The sequence below is a fragment of the Coprococcus sp. LG101-27 genome (assembly GCF_027695515.1).
GTDB classification, from domain to species: Bacteria; Bacillota; Clostridia; order Lachnospirales; family Lachnospiraceae; genus Allocoprococcus; species Allocoprococcus comes.
The window spans coordinates 41429-57756 of record NZ_JAQEUJ010000005.1; the positions used below are offsets into that span (position 1 = coordinate 41429).

Consider the following 16328-nt stretch of genomic DNA (forward strand, 5'->3'; position numbering starts at 1 on the left):
AAATTGTCTAATTATAATTACATCCTATTAAACGCGACGGGGCATAACAAAAAGTTATGTTCCGTTTGTTTTATATATTGGGAAATTGCATTTTAAAGTATATAAGAACAGAAAGGTCAAATGCCAAGAGGCATAGCTGCAGAAAATTGCGGTTATGCTTTTTTTGTTATGCCAAGGGCCTGTTTTCATTGTGGAGTTTTTCGTTGATCCGAAAAACGGAACTTTGAAAACCAAAAAACCACCTGCAAGGTGAGTCAGCATTGCTTTAGCTTACAGAAAAACCTCCTGTGATACAATAATGATGGTTCGCCAACCACATGAAAGTACAAGGAGGTATCCAAATGGATATAAATAGTTTATCACATACGAAATGGAATTGTAAATATCACATAGTTTTGCACCGAAATTTAGAAGAAAAATAATATATGGACAATTAAAAAGAGACATAGCAGGTATTTTAAGCATGTTATGCAAAAGAAAAAGGGTCAGGATAGTAGAAGCAGAGATGTGTCCAGATCATGTACATATGTTAGTAGAATTACCATCAAGTATAAGTGTATCAAGTTTTGTAGGGTATTTAAAGGGGAAGAGTACGTTAATAATCTTCGAAAGACATGCAAATTTGAAATATAAATTTGAGAACAGACATTTCTGGTGCCGAGGATATTATGTAGATACAGTAGGAAAAAATGCGAAGAAAATACAGGAATATATTCAAAATCAATTAAAAGAAGATTATGAATATGACCAGATGACGTTGCGGCTGACGAACCATTTCGATGAGTCTTTAGACTCCAGCGCCGGGAAAAAGCCCTTATAGGGCGTGAACAAACCACCGGCTAAGCCGGTGGTTCTGATTAAAACTTTTTGTCAGAATGAAAAATTGAATCATTTAGTATAAAACAGGCAATAGTTGACAACCCCGCAAAAATCAGTGTAATAACAGCAAGTCCCAAAAAGAAAAATCCAAGAGAAATCTGATCAAATACCTTTCCCATAATTCCATAGCACAAAGCAGTGGTGCAAGTGCGTAGCATAGAAACAACGGACAAGATAGTGGCACGATATTTGGAGTCTATATAATCCTGGATAATACTGTCAGAAACAGCAAAAAGTATTTCCGGTATAAAACAGGCAATAATTGTAAAAATCAGGAAAACAGAAGGATTTTTCATGCGCATCAATAGCAGAAACAGAAATCCCTGTATGAATAAACCATATATAAATATCTGTTTCCGGTTTAATATTTTCAAAATAAATCCAACTAACAGGTAGGCTGCTGAATTGATAAAATACGATGCGGAAAAGAAAAGTCCAATTGTTGCAACAGTAATGTGAATTCGATCTAAAAACAATTGATTCATATTATAATATCCGCAAAATATACCATCTGTTATGCTGGAAATGAGGATGAAAAAGCATAAGATTGTTCCAGGTCTGTATTCTTTGAAATCGGTTTTGAGATGAACTGTTTTGGAATTATGTTCCGGTTCATCAATATTTTTTAAAAATACAATTGCAAAGAGCATGGTAATTATCTGAATACCATAAACAAGATTCCATGAATATGCAGCCAGTTCTCCACCGATAAAGATTGAAATACCAATTGTCAGTGATTCAAGTGAAAGAACTTTTGAATTTATTTTCAAATAGTCATTTTCAGTATGCTCTCTTTTTAAAATATCATATAATAATGCACTGTTACTACCGGTGACAAATGTGTAGGCAAATCCTTCCAATCCTGCCAGAATCATAAAAGCAACCGGTTTTTTGGAGATTATCATTGTAAATGAATGAAGTGCGAGTAAAAAGCATCCGAGCATCAGGGAGTTCCGTTTTCCGAATTTATCACCAAAATAGCCGGTAGGTATTTCAAAAATGGTGATGGAAATATTTAACACAATGGAATAAAGTGCCACTTCGGAAACGCTTAAACCTTTGTTGGTTAAAAACAGCAGAAAAATTCCGCGGGTCAGGGCGATGGAAGTTAGTACCGTATATAGTGTGTAAAAAAGTAAGTTTTTGCTTTTATAAAATGGTTTCATGAGTGTACCTTTTTGTGATAATATTTGTGAATGAAATACAGTTATTCTTTAGTATATCATGCATGAATTTATAAAGAAAGAAATATATAGGGAAGTGGGAAGCGAGCGTTGCTTACTTCCCACTTCCCGGTTATAATTGGAATAACAGAAATTAAGTCAGAAAGGATGGATTCAATGGAATATATAACATCTCTACAGGCAGCAGATAAATGGAATCTTTCAAAACGTCAGGTAAATGCGCTGTGCAAAAGCGGACAAATATATGGTGCAGTAAAAAAAGGACAGCGTTGGATGATACCGGAAGATGCAACTTTTGAAAAATATCTCAATCATTACGATGTGATTTATCTGGATATTACCTTGTAGGAATTAATTACAAAAAAGCAATGAAAGAACATACCTGTAAAATAGAAGAGATTATTCTTTAATCAGGCATTTATGGAGGAAGAAAACCATGCGATTTCTTCATTTATCAGACCTGCACCTCGGCAAGCGTGTGAATGAATTTTCCATGCTGGAGGATCAGGCATATATTTTAAAAGAGATACTGAACATTATCGATGAGCAGAAGGTGGAAGCGGTTCTGATCGCGGGCGACATTTACGACAAGGTGATTCCGTCCGCAGAGGCGGTGAGGCTTCTGGATGATTTCCTGACAAGGATCGCCGCGAGGGAGCTGCCGGTGTTTCTGATCAGCGGAAACCATGATTCTGCAGAAAGAATTGCTTTCGGTTCAAGACTGATGAGCAGCAGACAGATCTATCTTTCACCGGTATTTGAGTCGGATGTAGAACCGGTAACGATAAGTGACCGGTACGGTGAGATCAATATTTACATGCTTCCATTTGTGAAGCCGTCTTTGGTAAAAAGAGTGTATCCGGAGGAAGAGATCATCACCTATCAGGATGCTGTAAATGCGGCAGTGCAGCATATGCAGATCGACACAGACAAACGAAATATCCTGCTTGCGCATCAGTTCGTGACCGGTGCGGCAAGATGTGATTCAGAAGAGCTTTCTGTAGGCGGTGTGGATGATGTGGACGCAGCTGTATTTGACGGATTTGATTATGTGGCGCTTGGCCATCTTCATGGCCCGCAGAAGATTGGGAAAGAGACAGTGCGGTATTCGGGGACGCCGCTCAAATATTCTTTTTCTGAAACCAATCACAAAAAAGCAGCAGTCATCGTTGATGTAGAAGAAAAAGGCAAAATAAATATTCAGCAGATTCCATTTTTGCCGAAACATGATATGCGGGAAGTCAGAGGCACGTATATGGAAGTGACTGCGCTGGATTTTTACAAGGATATGAACACGGACGATTATCTTCACATTACGCTGACTGATGAAGAGGATATCCCGGATGCGATCGGGAAGCTACGATGCATTTATCCAAATATCATGAAGCTGTCTTATGACAATCTGCGGACGAGAGCGGCAGGGACAGTGAGAGGAACGGCAGAAGTAGAGGAGAAATCCCCGATGGAGCTTTTAAGAGAGTTCTATGAGCTTCAGAACAACCAGCCCATGACGGATGAACAGGAAGAGATTGCCAGAGGAATGATGGAAGAAATATGGGAGGATGAGAGATGAGACCGATAAAACTTACGATTTCTGCATTCGGACCGTATGCAAAAGAGACAGAGATCATTCTGGATGAACTTGGTGAGCGGGGGCTTTATCTGATAACCGGCGATACCGGTGCCGGAAAGACCACAATTTTTGATGCAATCGCATTTGCACTTTACGGGGAAGCGAGTGGAAATGAAAGAGAGCCGGGGATGCTTCGGAGTAAATATGCGGATCCGAAGACGCCGACCTTTGTGGAATTGGAGTTCTTCTATCAGGGGCAGAACTACCATATCCGGAGAAATCCGGAGTACATGCGTCCAAAGGACAGGGGCGAGGGCATGACGCTGCAAAGAGCGGATGCGGTACTGGAATTTCCGGATGACAGGCTTCCGGTCACAAAGGCAAAAGAGGTCACGAAAGCAGTGACAGAACTGATCGGGCTCGACCGCGGACAATTTACTCAGATTGCAATGCTGGCGCAGGGAGATTTTATGAAGCTTCTGTTTTCAAAAACTGAGGAGCGGAGCAAAATTTTCCGGGAAATTTTTCATACCAGACCGTATCTTGCATTTCAGGAGAAAATGAAAAATGCAAGCGGCAGATTGCAGGAACAGTACGAGGATGTCAGCAAAAGCATTTTGCAGTACATGAAGGATATCAGCTGCGAAGAGGATGACGTGCTTGCTACGGATGTGAAAAAGATCCGTGAGAGCAAAGCGGTGGTTCATGCGGACAAGGTTCTGGAAGTGTTGGAAATTCTGACAAATCAGGATGCAGATTCGGTGAAAGAAAAGAAGAAGAATTTAACGAAGATCGAGAAAGATCTGGAAGAGCTGAACCAGAGAATCGGAAAGGCAGAGGCAGTAATCCGTGCAAAAAAGGAACTGGAAAAAGCAGAGCAGACGATAGCAGAGAAGACACCAACGCTGAAAGAACTGGAGATGGCACTGAAGAAAGAACAGGGAAAAGTGCCGGAAAGAGAGCAGCTGACAGAAGAGATCGGAAAGAGGCAGGAAAAGCTTGCAGAGTATGACGAGCTGAAAAAACTTCAGAAACAGATCAAAGAGCTTGAGAAACAGATTGAGATATTAAAGGACCGGGAAAGCCGATATCAGGAAAAGAAAGCGCAGATGCAGGTACAGCTGGAACAGAAAAGGAATTTACTGGAACAGCTGAAGGATGCGGAAATAAAAGTTCTGAAAGTTACAGCAGAACAGAAAGAGGTTTCAGTAAGAAAAGAAGCGGCAGAAGACATTCTTATTCAATATAAAAGATACCAAAGACAGAAGAAAAGTGTGGAAGAGGCGCAGAAAGCATACCTTGTCATGCAGGAGGAATGTACAGAGCGAAAGACACAGCTTGCCTGGATGGAGAGGGCATTTCTGGATGAGCAGGCGGGGATTCTTGCAAAGGTTCTGAAAACGGGAGAGCCGTGTCCGGTGTGCGGATCGGTCCAACATCCATGTCCGGCACAGATGACAGAGGGTGCACCGGAGAAAGAAGAGCTTGAAAAATACCGGAAAGAGACTGCCAATGTGGAGAAAAAGACGAATGATGCAAGCTTTAAGGCAAATGAAAAGCTGGTCCAGTTAAAAGCGCTGGAAGAAGAAATCCAAAAGAGTGTGAAAAGCTTTGACAGCAGCATACAGGAAGAAGAGATTGAAAAATCGCTGGCGTTGATCGGTCAACAGATGGATGTCCTTGAAAAGTCAGAAAAGGAATTACAGAAAAAGCTGGAAGTAGCTAAAGAAGCAGTGGCAGAAAAGCAGAAGCTGGAAGCTGAGATCCCGGAACTGGAGCAGATGCAGAAAAAGCTTCAGGAGGAAGAACAGGAGCGAAAGGATCAGCTCCTTGTGTCTGAGAGAGATAAAGCAAATGCAGAAGAGCAGGCTGTGAAGGTGCGTGGCAAACTGGAATTTCCGGAGAAAGCAGAAGCAGAACAGAAGATCAAAGAGCTGGATAAGCAGAAAAAAGAGATCGATAAGAATCTGAATGCTGCCCAGAAGGCATTCCAGGACTGCAGTCAGTCGGTAGAAGCGGCAAAGACGAAGAAGAAAACGCTGGAGAAGCAGATTGCAGGTAATAAAGAAACCGATATGGAAGAACTTGTCCAGGCACGACAGGAAGTATCAGGTGCGAAAAAAGAGCTTCAAAAACAGATGGAAGAGATCAGGATCCGTTATGAAAACAATCTGAAAATCAGGAATGCGATCGACAAGCAGAGTGCAAAGCTTCTGGAGCTTGAGCGGAACTGGACACAGGTGCGTGAGATTTCCGATACGGTAAACGGAAAAATCAAAGGAGGTTCCAAAGAAAAGATCAAGTTTGAGACCTACATCCAGACCAATTATTTTGACCGGATCATTGCCCGTGCAAATACGCGGTTTATGGTGATGAGTGGAGGACAATATGAGCTGAAACGCCAGACTGATACGGATGACCGGAAGAGTCAGAGTGGTCTGGAACTGAATGTAATCGATCACTACAATGGTTCTGAGCGAAGCGTGAAGACGCTTTCCGGCGGGGAATCCTTTAAAGCTTCTCTTTCGCTGGCACTCGGACTTTCTGATGAGATCCAGGCATCGGCAGGCGGAATCCAGCTGGATACCATGTTTGTCGATGAAGGATTTGGTTCACTGGATGAAGAGTCACTGGAACAGGCGATGAAAGCACTGAATGGTCTTACGGAAGGCAACCGTCTGGTGGGAATCATTTCCCATGTACAGGAATTAAAAGCAAGGATTGATAAACAGATTGTGGTTACAAAAGAAAAATCAGGTGGCAGCAGAGTGGAACTTAAGATTGACTGATCTGTGCCGGAGAAAAACTTCATGCTGAGATGAAGCGGAGCACCAATGGAGGTGGGGAGAATTTGCCGAAGCTGGATGGGGAGGAAGATTTTTATGAGCTGTTTTTTGCGGGACTGGAGCAGAAGGAAAATAAAAATCTAAGTGAATAAAAATACTATGAAGAAATGGTTTTGACTTTCAGATATGCAGCAAGTGTGTTAAGATAGGTACAGACTATTCATAAAATGTGCAAGAATATACAATTTGAAAAGAGCGAATATAAAAGGAAAAAGGAGTAAAAATCATGCCAGTTTTTGATTTTAAACACACATCAGATGAAAAAAAGTTCCAGGAATGTACTTATACAACATTCCGCTCGAATGAGACAGAAGCGACAGCGGAGAAACCGATGCTGGTTCTGGATAACAGCAACCGGAAATGGAAGCATCATTCCTGTGGTGTTTTCACCAACCCGATTAAGAAGACATCCTTTGAATTTGACGAGGAAGATGGAACTGTAAGTGCGGACATTCTCCAGATCGATGCGAGATTTGTAAGCCTGATCAAATGGCTGGGCGAGAACCACATCAATGTCCGTCTTTCCGGTGAAAACCGTGCAGACGGCTATGCAGTATATAAGATCCGTGAAATCGCATTCGGTGGGGCAACCAAGCTTTCAGCTGAAGATGGTTTCCTACAGTTCATGATCGAGCGTCTTTTCGCAAGCAGTGCACCGACAGAAGAAGCAGTGGATGAGGAAATGGAAGAGGACGGCGACAGCATGAAGCTGACAAGCCTGCAGAGTATCACCGATTTTATGAACTGTGCAGGAAGAACCCTTCCGGACAATATCCGTTTGTGGGCAAGAAGAAACCTTGCTGTTGCAAGATCACATGAAGTGTCACCGGAAGAAAGAAGACATGCGCAGAGAGCTCTTTCAATCATGATGAATATTCAGTGGAAGAGCAATTATTTTGAATCCATTGATCCGGATGAGGCAAGAAGAATCCTAGATGAAGAGCTTTACGGAATGGAACGTGTCAAACAGAGAATCATCGAAACAATCATCCAGATCAACAGAACGCACACTCTTCCGGCGTATGGAATCCTTCTGATCGGACCGGCCGGAACCGGTAAATCGCAGATCGCTTATGCAATTGCACGTATCCTGAAGCTTCCGTGGACAACTCTGGATATGAGTTCCATTAACGATCCGGAACAGCTTACAGGAAGTTCCCGTGTATACGCCAATGCGAAACCAGGAATTATTATGGAAGCATTTGCGGCAGCAGGAGAATCCAACCTGGTATTTATCATCAATGAGCTGGACAAAGCAGCATCCGGAAAAGGAAATGGGAATCCGGCGGATGTACTTTTGACACTCCTTGATAACCTTGGATTTACGGATAACTATATTGAGTGTAACGTTCCGACAGTTGGCGTATATCCGATTGCAACTGCCAATGAAAAAGATCAGATCAGTGCACCGATCATGTCCCGTTTTGCAGTTATCGATATCCCGGATTATACACCGGAAGAGAAGAAGATCATCTTCTCCAGATTTGCACTTCCGAAGATCCTGAAGAGAATGAGCCTTCGTCAGGACGAGTGTACGGTGACAGATGAAGGCCTTGATGTGATAATTGAACTTTACTCCAATACATCAGGAATCCGTGATCTGGAGCAGGCAGCCGAACATATTGCGGCAAATGCACTGTACCAGATCGAGGTAAATCATGTAAAAGAAGTTGTGTTTGACGGAGAAGCAGTGAGAGCATTGCTTTCATAAGAAAATTAAAATATGAAAATGTAAATGATGATACCAGGGGCAAAAGATTCTATTTCTGTTAATATTTATAGATACAGTAAAATTGCAGAAGGAGCCGGAAAAGAAAAATAGGGTACGGGTGACTTTGCACTATGGAGATGAGATCCAGTCAATTGTGGAAGCCATTGCTGACACAATTGACGGTTTCGGGAGCTCATCGGAATGCCCAGTGCAACGGAACCCGTACCCTATTTTTCTTTTCCGGCGGTGCTTATCATTCTACCCCTGTCTATAATAACTCAGGAAATCAGAAATTTTTCCCACTGCTTCTTTCAGAACTTCAATTCGTGGCAGATATACTACCCGGAAATGATCCGGCTGTTTCCAGTTAAATCCACTTCCCTGTACGATCAGGATTTTCTTATCCTGCAACAGATCCAGTGCAAACTTTTCATCATTTATAATGTTGAACTTCTTCACATCGATCTTCGGGAACATATAAAATGCAGCCTGCGGTTTAATGGCAGTGATTCCCGGAATGTCAGTTAGTGCTTTGTAAATATATTCGCGCTGTTCGTAAATACGTCCGCCCGGAACGAGGTAGTCGTTGACGCTCTGATTGCCCCAGAGAGCGGTCTGAACGACAGACTGTGCCGGAACATTGGAGCAGAGACGCATATTGGAAAGCATCTTGATTCCTTCGATATAATCTTTTGCGATTGCTTTATTTCCGCTGAGAACCATCCAGCCAATACGGAATCCGGCGATCATATGGGATTTTGAAAGGCCGCTGAAGGTGACGCAGAACAGATCCGGTGCCAGTGAAGCAATGGAAATATGTTCTTTTCCGTCCATAACAAGGCGGTCATAAATTTCATCTGAGAAAATGATCAGGTGATGTTCCCTTGCGAGATCAACAATCTTCTGCAGAACCTCTTTCGGATAAAGTGCTCCGGTCGGGTTGTTCGGATTGATGATTACAAGAGCTTTGGTACGGTCTGTGATCTTACGGCGCATATCTTCGATGTCCGGATACCAGTCAGACTGTTCATCGCAGATATAATGAACGGCTTTGCCGCCGGCAAGTGTGGCACAGGCAGTCCACAGAGGATAGTCTGGTGACGGAATCAGGATTTCATCTCCGTTGTCAAGAAGAGCTGACATACACAGGTTGATCAGTTCGCTGACACCATTTCCGGTATAAATATCATTGATTGTGACATTCGGCAGCTTTTTGATCTGGGAGTACTGCATGATTGCCTTCCGTGCAGAGAAAAGTCCCTGAGAAGGAGAGTATCCTTCACAGTCGGAAAGCTGCTGACTCATATCATAGATGACTTCGTCCGGTGTGCGGAAACCAAATGGAGCCGGATTACCGATATTGAGCTTCAGTACGTGGGTACCGCGTTCTTCCATACGGGCAGCTTCTTCAACAACCGGTCCACGGACATCGTATAATACATTATCGAGTTTGGATGATTTTTTGAATATATGCATGGCAGAACTTCCTGCATTATCGTTATCATTTTTGTCGGTTATTGTCTTTTTCATCGGTGTAGTTCCCCTTTTTGAAGAGTTTGAAGCTCCGACAGAACCAGAAGTCTTAGTGGTAGACGGAGCTTTTGGGGCAACGGAGTTGTTTTCCCGAGCAGTAAAGTTTTCCTGACTGTCACCGAGCAGCCAATCGGCATCTACGTGAAGCGTATCTGCCAGAAAATGGAGGATATCATTTCTCGGAACAGTTTTTCCGCTCACGTACTGGCTTACATGGCTTTTACCTAATTTTACATTATTTTCTGCGGCGATATGAACCAGATCAATCTGTTTCAGGTTCTGTGCATACATCGCCTCTTTAAGTCTATCTGAGAAAGTTGTCATTTGAAAATCTCCTTTCAAACTAAAAAGTTCAATTTAAAAATAAAACAGTGAAGTTCAAAACTTAAAATGATTATAGCACTTCGAATGATTTGGTTCAATAACAAATATTATTTTTTGGTTCAAAAAGTTTGATTCTAGCAACGGCACCCTGAAAAAAGGCGGTATCCCGCCAAAATTCAGATGCTCTGGTAACTGAGTTGCCGAGTAGTTCACAAATAATGATACGTATTACGTTTCAGGACGATAAAAGTTCCGGTAACGCATAAAGTTAAAAGTTCAGCAATTGCAACTGAGCACCAGACTCCGTTGATCCCGAGAAGCAGTGGAAGTAGCAGAACCACTGCCATCTGGAAGACCAGTGTTCTGAGAAACGAGATCAGCGCAGAGAGCAGACCGTTGTTCAATGCGGTAAAAAATGCAGAGCCATAAATATTGAACCCGTTGATCAGGAACGCAAAGCTGTACAGACGGAACCCACTGCGTGTCAGTTCAAAAAGCCCCTGGTCATAACCGACAAACAATGTGGCGAGTGGTGTTGCGATGAGCTGCGCGATGATAAATAAGGAAACAGCCCAGGTTCCAATCAGCCTGATACTCTTGTGGAAAAGATTCTTTAGTTCATCCTGATTGTTGGCACCGTAGTGATAGCTGACGATCGGGGCACTTCCAATCGCATAACCAAAGAAGATCGAAACAAAGATAAAATTGACATACATGATCGTTCCGTAAGCTGCAACGCCGTCCTCACCGGCAAATTTCATGAGCTGCATATTATAAAGAGCATTTACAACAGAGCTGGAAAGATTGGTCATAAGCTCGGACGAGCCATTGGTACAGGTCTTTAATAAGATTCTGCCATGGAAATGTGTTTTCCCGAGCTTTAATAAGCTGGAATTTTTCCGTCCAAAGTAGAATAACGGGAAAAGCCCTCCGATAAACTCTCCGCATACAGTCGCAAACCCGGCACCGGGAAGTCCGAGGTGGAGTACAGCTACAAATAAAAAGTCGAGAACCATATTGGTCACACCGGCGATCACGATCACGCGAAGTCCCAGATGTGGCTTTTCGGCAGTTACAAAAAAGCTCTGAAATACATTCTGCAGCATAAAAGCAGGCAGCGAAATGCAAAGAATACGTCCATATAAAATGCAGTTGTCAAGAAGAGTACCGCTTGCACCGAATAAAATGGCAACCGGTTTTACAAGGAACATACTCAGGATTGCGATAATGATTCCTCCGATAGCAGTGATATAGACGAGCATGGAAAAATACTCATTGGCATTTTCGATCTTTCCTTCACCAAGCGTCTTTGCAACAATGGCACTACCACCGGTTCCGATCATGAAGCCGAGAGCGCTGATGCCCATCAGGAAGGGCATGATCAGATTCACCGCTGCAAAAGCGCTTTTTCCAACAAAGTTGGAGACAAAGAGTCCGTCAACCACACTGTAAATGGATGTGAAAATCATCATTATAATAGATGGAAAAACAAATTGCAGAAGTTTTTTATAAGTAAAGTGTTCGGATAATTGAATTTTCATAGTTTATAGATCCTCCTCAAGGTTAGAAAGTCTAGAACGTAAGGTCTGATTATATTTGGCATTCAGGCGCAGAAGCTGTTCACATTCTTCGGGACTGAAAGAAGCTAAAGTATCATTTTCAATCTGGATGAGAGGAAGCAGCTTTTCCTGAATAAGCTTCTTGCCGGAATCTGTAAGATGGATATGCATACTCCGTCCTTTTCCGGGAGAAAGAGTGAGATATCCGTCGGCCTGCAGTTTCCGGATGGATGAATTGATCGTCTGCTTTGGCAGGCAGGAAGCCTTGCAGATATCACGCTGCAGACAGTTATCACCCATATCAAAAAGTGCATAGAAAATCTCAAAAGCGCTGTCAGACAGATGCAGTCTGCGGGCAGCTTCGTGGTAAATTTCATTTGCTTCTTTATATAAGCAATTGTATTCTTTTAAATATTTGCTGATCAGTATAGTAGAATCCATAATTTCCTCCATTTATACAATTATATAGATGAATGAATTTTCGATCATACAAAGTAAGTCCGAAATCATACTTACAAGAGTATAGTCTGAAATCGGACTTATGTCAAGCGCTGATTTTGCAGGTGAAGGATGAAGCGTAAATTTTGCAGGTGAAGGATGAGGGAGTTGTGGATAATGCATAGAAGGTGTAGCTTTACATAAAAGAATAAGAACTGCTTTTGCATAATATAAAAGAAGATAACAGGTATACAACTGTGTGGATTGTATACATTTACAATACAAGTAATGTATAAACCAAAGTTGTATTGTCAGTTCATAAAAATTTTACACATAACACACAAAAAACTGGTTTTTATCGAAAAAAATCGGTTCAAATAATGGCATAATGCACAAAATAGATAAAAAACACTAGTTTTTGATGGGTGAAACATATAGTTACAATACAACTTTGGAAGAAAACTTTCTTGTATTTTCTTGAAAAAACCATAGTCAAATAATATAATCAAATCATCAAGAAAACGGAGATGGAGGAGAAGATATGAAAAAAGTTTTCAAAAAAGTAACAGCAGCTACAATGGCAGCTACAATGGTAGTCGGACTTGCTGCATGTGGTGGCAGCGGAAGTGGATCTTCTGACAAGAGTGCTTCAAAATCAGGCAAGATCAAAATTGGTGTTTCTATTTGGTCTTCAACAGACGTACTTGGATCACAGTGTAAGAAAATCCTTGATGAAGCAGCAAAAGCTCTTGATGTCGAAGTACAGTATGTTGACCAGGGACATGTTTCTGAAAAAGTTACAGCATCTGTAGAACAGCTTGCAGCAGCAGGATGCCAGGGAATCATCATCTGTAACTCTTCTGATACAGAAATGACATCTGCTATCAAGACATGTAACGACAACAAAGTATATCTTGCACAGTTCTTCCGTGTAATCAGCGAAGAGAACAGCGCAGATATCTATCAGGCAGCTAAAGATTCTGATTACTACATCGGAGCTGTACATGAAGATGAACCGGCAAACGGTGAAGAACTTGTAAATATCCTTCTTGAAAAAGGAGATCGTAACATCGGTCTTATCGGCTGGGAGCAGGGAGATGCTACATGGCTTGGAAGATGGGAAGGTTACAAAGCCGGCGTTGAAAAATGGAACAAAGAAAACCCGAACGACAAAGCAACTCTTTCTGAACCACAGTACGCAGGTACAACTTCAGAAGGTGGATCAAAAGCAGCAGAAGCTTTAATGGCAGCAGATCCGAACCTTGATGCTCTGATCCCAGCTGGTGGCGGTGGAGATCCTCTTCAGGGAGCAATCGCAGCAGTTGAACGTGCAGGAAAGACAGACAGCATTGATATCGTTTCTACAGACTTCCTTCCAGATCTTGGCGAAAGACTTGAAAACGGATCTATGGCTGGTGAATCTGGCGGACATTACTGTGACCCACTGATTTCCTTCATGATGGTTTACAATGCAATCAAAGGAAACTACAAAGACTTCGGCGGCAAATTCGAAGATGTTCCGTTCCCATATCTGTATGTATCATCAGCAGATGATTACAAATCATATGAGAAATATTTCGTAGATCAGCTTCCATACACAGATGATGAACTGGTTGAAATGTCTAAACTCAGCATGGATGATTTAAAGGCAGCAGCTGCTAAGGTATCTATCGAAGATGCAGCATCACGTGCAGGTAACTAAGACAGACAAATAATAACGACTATTAACTCAGAAAGGGTGACGTCGCAAAGGCGATGCCACCTTTTCTAAATCAGAAATGACAATTATGAAGAGGTAGATAATATGGGCACTAGTAAAAAACTTTCAGGGAAAGTGATGGGATATCTGATCTTAATCGGTCTGGTCGTACTTTCCTGGCTGATCTTTAAAATCTTGACACCACATAACTTCGGTTCCTTTTCCAATATGCTCAATTACTTTCAGGCGAGCCTGATTGCTACCGTAGGTGCAGTTGGTTTCTATTTTGTAATGGTAATGGGAATGTTCGATTTCTCAATTGGTGCAAACATCATGCTTTCCGCAATCGTTGGATGTGTATTTGCAACCAGATTTAACATGGGCTATTTTGGACTTATTATTGGATGCGTTCTTACAGGCGCAATCGTTGGAATACTGAACGGTATCTTCTATGTAAAACTTCGTATTCCATCAATGATCGTAACAACTGGTCTGGCTCTTATTTATGAGTCGGTCGCAAACTATATCGCAGGCGGTGTTGAGCAGACACTTCCGGCAAACATTCGTGCATTTGGTCAGATGCCATGGGATATCATCCTTGCATTAGCGGCTTGTGCAGTAGCTTACATATTCTTAAACTACACTAAAATCGGAACTTATACCTATGCAATCGGAAGTGATGAGTTCGTTGCAAAGAATATGGGTATTGATGTAAATAAATATAAAGTACTTGCATTTATCTTAAGTGGTGCATTCCTTGGGGTTATGGCGATCTTGACAATCAGTTATGGTTCTTCTATGGTAGCTGTTACCGGAATGGCATCTATGAGCCGAAACTTCGTTCCGACTATGGGATGTTTCTTTGGCCTTGCATTTAAAAAATATGGAATGCCACTTCCGGCAATCATCATCGGTGAGTTCGTAATCAACATCATTTTCTTCGGTTTCATTGCTCTCGGAGCACCGACTGCAATCCAGGATGTTATCACAGGACTTGCACTGCTTATTATCATTACTGTGACAACAAAGGCTACTAAGGGCGAAATCGTCAAGTAATGAAGGGAGGAAGACAGCAATGAGTGAAGTAAGATTACAGGTAAAAAATCTTTGTAAAAACTTCGGTATTACAAAAGCAGTTCAGAATGTATCCTTCAATGTAAACAAAGGAGAGGTTCACGCGCTGATCGGAGAAAACGGTTCTGGTAAATCCACTCTGACCAACATGCTGACAGGTATCTACAGCATTGGAAGCGGACAGTTCATTCTGGACGGAAAAGAAATTCATCCGAAGAACCAGGTAGAAGCAAACAACGAAGGTGTATCTATCATCGTACAGGAACTTGGAACTCTGTCAGGACTTACAGTTGCAGAGAATATTTTCCTCGGACATGAAGATCAGTTCGTACATTTTGGAATTAAAAATACAAATGCCATGAACAAAAAAGCAACAGAGCTTTTAAAGCAATATGGCTTTGACAGAATTAAAGCAGCTGACATGATCGACAATTACAACTTCGAAGACCGTAAGCTGGTCGAGATCGTAAAGGCTACCTATTTTGATCCGAAGATCGTTGTTATCGATGAGACAACAACTGCTCTTTCACAGGAAGGACGTGAAGAGCTTTACAAACATATGGAAAGAATCAGAAAGAGTGGAAATACAGTTATTTTCATTTCACATGACCTTCCGGAAATCCTTGATAAGTCGGATACAATCACAATCCTTCGGGATGGTGTTTACATTGATACTGTTAAGAGTAAAGATGTAACAGAAGATGATCTGAAGAAACTGATGGTAGGACGAGAAGTAACAGGTGATTATTATCGTGCAGATTATGGTGAAAAAGTATCTGACGAAGTTGTATTATCAGTAAAGAATGTTACTGTTCCTGGATTGATCGAAGATGTAACATTTGATCTTCATAAAGGTGAAATCCTTGGATTCGGTGGACTTTCAGAATCTGGTATGCATGAAATCGGAAAAGCTATTTTCGGTGCATCTTATGACCGTACAGGTAGCGTAACACTGGCAGATGGAACACAGATTAATGATATTCCGACTGCGATCAAACACAGCATTGCGTACACATCAAAAGACCGTGATAATGAATCTGTTGTTCTGAATCAGAGTATCGGAGACAATATCTGCCTCCCATCACTGGATGAACTGGCAGGAAAGTCACATCTCTTAAGTGACAAGAAGCGTAAAGAATTTGCAGACAAATATGCAAAACAGATGTCTGTAAAGATGGTAGATGTAAACCAGTTTGTATCAAATCTTTCAGGTGGTAACAAACAGAAAGTCGTTCTTGCAAGATGGATCGGAAAAGATTCTGACATCGTTGTACTGGACAGCCCGACACGTGGTATTGATATCAAAGTTAAACAGGATATCTACCAGTTAATGAATCAGATGAGAAAAAATGGAAAATCCATTATCATGATTTCAGAAGAGCTGATGGAGCTGATCGGTATGTGCGACCGTATCATAATTATGAAAGATGGAAAAATCAGTGGTCAGCTGGATAGAGATAAGAACCTCGATGAAAATGGTCTTATTTCTATGATGGTATAAGGAGGCA

11 protein-coding genes and 1 pseudogene are annotated in these 16328 nt (G+C 41.8%); 8 read left to right on the forward strand and 4 right to left on the reverse strand.

The genetic code is table 11. The features are described 5' to 3' along the window. Positions 1-341 precede the first annotated feature (341 nt). Positions 342-820, forward strand: a pseudogene (gene tnpA, locus PG766_RS05835) (IS200/IS605 family transposase). A 37-nt stretch (positions 821-857) separates the two neighbouring features. On the opposite strand, the gene PG766_RS05840 reads toward tnpA, so the two are convergent. Beyond that, complete coding sequence (locus PG766_RS05840) at positions 858-2045, reverse strand: MFS transporter (RefSeq protein ID WP_270590598.1); 1188 nt, start codon at positions 2043-2045, stop codon at positions 858-860. A gap of 174 nt (positions 2046-2219) precedes the next feature. Here PG766_RS05840 and PG766_RS05845 point away from each other — a divergent pair, with 174 nt between their 5' ends. The 4 genes from PG766_RS05845 to PG766_RS05860 all read left to right on the forward strand — a co-directional run bounded on the left by PG766_RS05845 (position 2220) and on the right by PG766_RS05860 (position 8193). Next, positions 2220-2411 (forward strand): helix-turn-helix domain-containing protein, encoded by a 192-nt coding sequence (locus tag PG766_RS05845; RefSeq protein WP_195255902.1) that lies wholly within the window; start codon positions 2220-2222, stop codon positions 2409-2411. Between the two features lie 88 nt (positions 2412-2499). Further along, a complete protein-coding gene (locus PG766_RS05850; protein WP_270590601.1) occupies positions 2500-3636 on the forward strand; it encodes an exonuclease SbcCD subunit D in 1137 nt (378 codons plus the stop codon). Beyond that, complete coding sequence (locus PG766_RS05855) at positions 3633-6425, forward strand: SbcC/MukB-like Walker B domain-containing protein (RefSeq protein ID WP_270590603.1); 2793 nt, start codon at positions 3633-3635, stop codon at positions 6423-6425. The genes PG766_RS05850 and PG766_RS05855 overlap by 4 nt, the downstream gene beginning before the upstream one ends. A gap of 283 nt (positions 6426-6708) precedes the next feature. Continuing rightward, positions 6709-8193, forward strand: coding sequence for an AAA family ATPase (locus PG766_RS05860; protein WP_117834585.1), 1485 nt, complete (start codon positions 6709-6711; stop codon positions 8191-8193). 258 nt (positions 8194-8451) lie between these two features. Here PG766_RS05860 and PG766_RS05865 read toward each other — a convergent pair whose 3' ends face one another. The 3 genes from PG766_RS05865 to PG766_RS05875 all read right to left on the reverse strand — a co-directional run bounded on the left by PG766_RS05865 (position 8452) and on the right by PG766_RS05875 (position 12050). Next, a complete protein-coding gene (locus PG766_RS05865; RefSeq protein WP_173825288.1) occupies positions 8452-9669 on the reverse strand; it encodes an aminotransferase class I/II-fold pyridoxal phosphate-dependent enzyme in 1218 nt (405 codons plus the stop codon). Between the two features lie 590 nt (positions 9670-10259). Beyond that, entirely contained in the window at positions 10260-11591 is a 1332-nt protein-coding gene (locus tag PG766_RS05870; protein ID WP_055247477.1) for an MATE family efflux transporter, read from the reverse strand. A 3-nt stretch (positions 11592-11594) separates the two neighbouring features. Next, positions 11595-12050 (reverse strand): MarR family winged helix-turn-helix transcriptional regulator, encoded by a 456-nt coding sequence (locus tag PG766_RS05875; protein WP_173825243.1) that lies wholly within the window; start codon positions 12048-12050, stop codon positions 11595-11597. Positions 12051-12588: 538 nt separating this feature from the next. On the opposite strand from PG766_RS05875, the gene PG766_RS05880 reads away from it, so the two are divergent. The 3 genes from PG766_RS05880 (at position 12589) to PG766_RS05890 (ending at position 16321) form a co-directional block, all read left to right on the forward strand. Continuing rightward, on the forward strand, positions 12589-13749 hold the full coding sequence (locus PG766_RS05880; protein ID WP_270590605.1) for a sugar ABC transporter substrate-binding protein: 1161 nt from the start codon (positions 12589-12591) through the stop codon (positions 13747-13749). A 102-nt stretch (positions 13750-13851) separates the two neighbouring features. Continuing rightward, complete coding sequence (locus PG766_RS05885) at positions 13852-14802, forward strand: ABC transporter permease (protein WP_118198660.1); 951 nt, start codon at positions 13852-13854, stop codon at positions 14800-14802. 19 nt (positions 14803-14821) lie between these two features. Further along, positions 14822-16321, forward strand: coding sequence for a sugar ABC transporter ATP-binding protein (locus PG766_RS05890; RefSeq protein WP_118218637.1), 1500 nt, complete (start codon positions 14822-14824; stop codon positions 16319-16321). Positions 16322-16328: the final 7 nt, after the last annotated feature.

Excerpts from the sequence above, each read along its gene's own strand:
- PG766_RS05850 (WP_270590601.1), top strand. The coding sequence starts at position 2,500 with ATGCGATTTCTTCATTTATCAGACCTGCACCTCGGCAAGCGTGTGAAT.
- PG766_RS05890 (WP_118218637.1), top strand. The coding sequence starts at position 14,822 with ATGAGTGAAGTAAGATTACAGGTAAAAAATCTTTGTAAAAACTTCGGT.
- PG766_RS05885 (WP_118198660.1), top strand. The coding sequence starts at position 13,852 with ATGGGCACTAGTAAAAAACTTTCAGGGAAAGTGATGGGATATCTGATC.
- PG766_RS05870 (WP_055247477.1), bottom strand. The coding sequence starts at position 11,591 with ATGAAAATTCAATTATCCGAACACTTTACTTATAAAAAACTTCTGCAA.
- PG766_RS05860 (WP_117834585.1), top strand. The coding sequence starts at position 6,709 with ATGCCAGTTTTTGATTTTAAACACACATCAGATGAAAAAAAGTTCCAG.
- PG766_RS05845 (WP_195255902.1), top strand. The coding sequence starts at position 2,220 with ATGGAATATATAACATCTCTACAGGCAGCAGATAAATGGAATCTTTCA.
- PG766_RS05880 (WP_270590605.1), top strand. The coding sequence starts at position 12,589 with ATGAAAAAAGTTTTCAAAAAAGTAACAGCAGCTACAATGGCAGCTACA.
- PG766_RS05865 (WP_173825288.1), bottom strand. The coding sequence starts at position 9,669 with ATGCATATATTCAAAAAATCATCCAAACTCGATAATGTATTATACGAT.
- PG766_RS05840 (WP_270590598.1), bottom strand. The coding sequence starts at position 2,045 with ATGAAACCATTTTATAAAAGCAAAAACTTACTTTTTTACACACTATAT.
- PG766_RS05855 (WP_270590603.1), top strand. The coding sequence starts at position 3,633 with ATGAGACCGATAAAACTTACGATTTCTGCATTCGGACCGTATGCAAAA.
- PG766_RS05875 (WP_173825243.1), bottom strand. The coding sequence starts at position 12,050 with ATGGATTCTACTATACTGATCAGCAAATATTTAAAAGAATACAATTGC.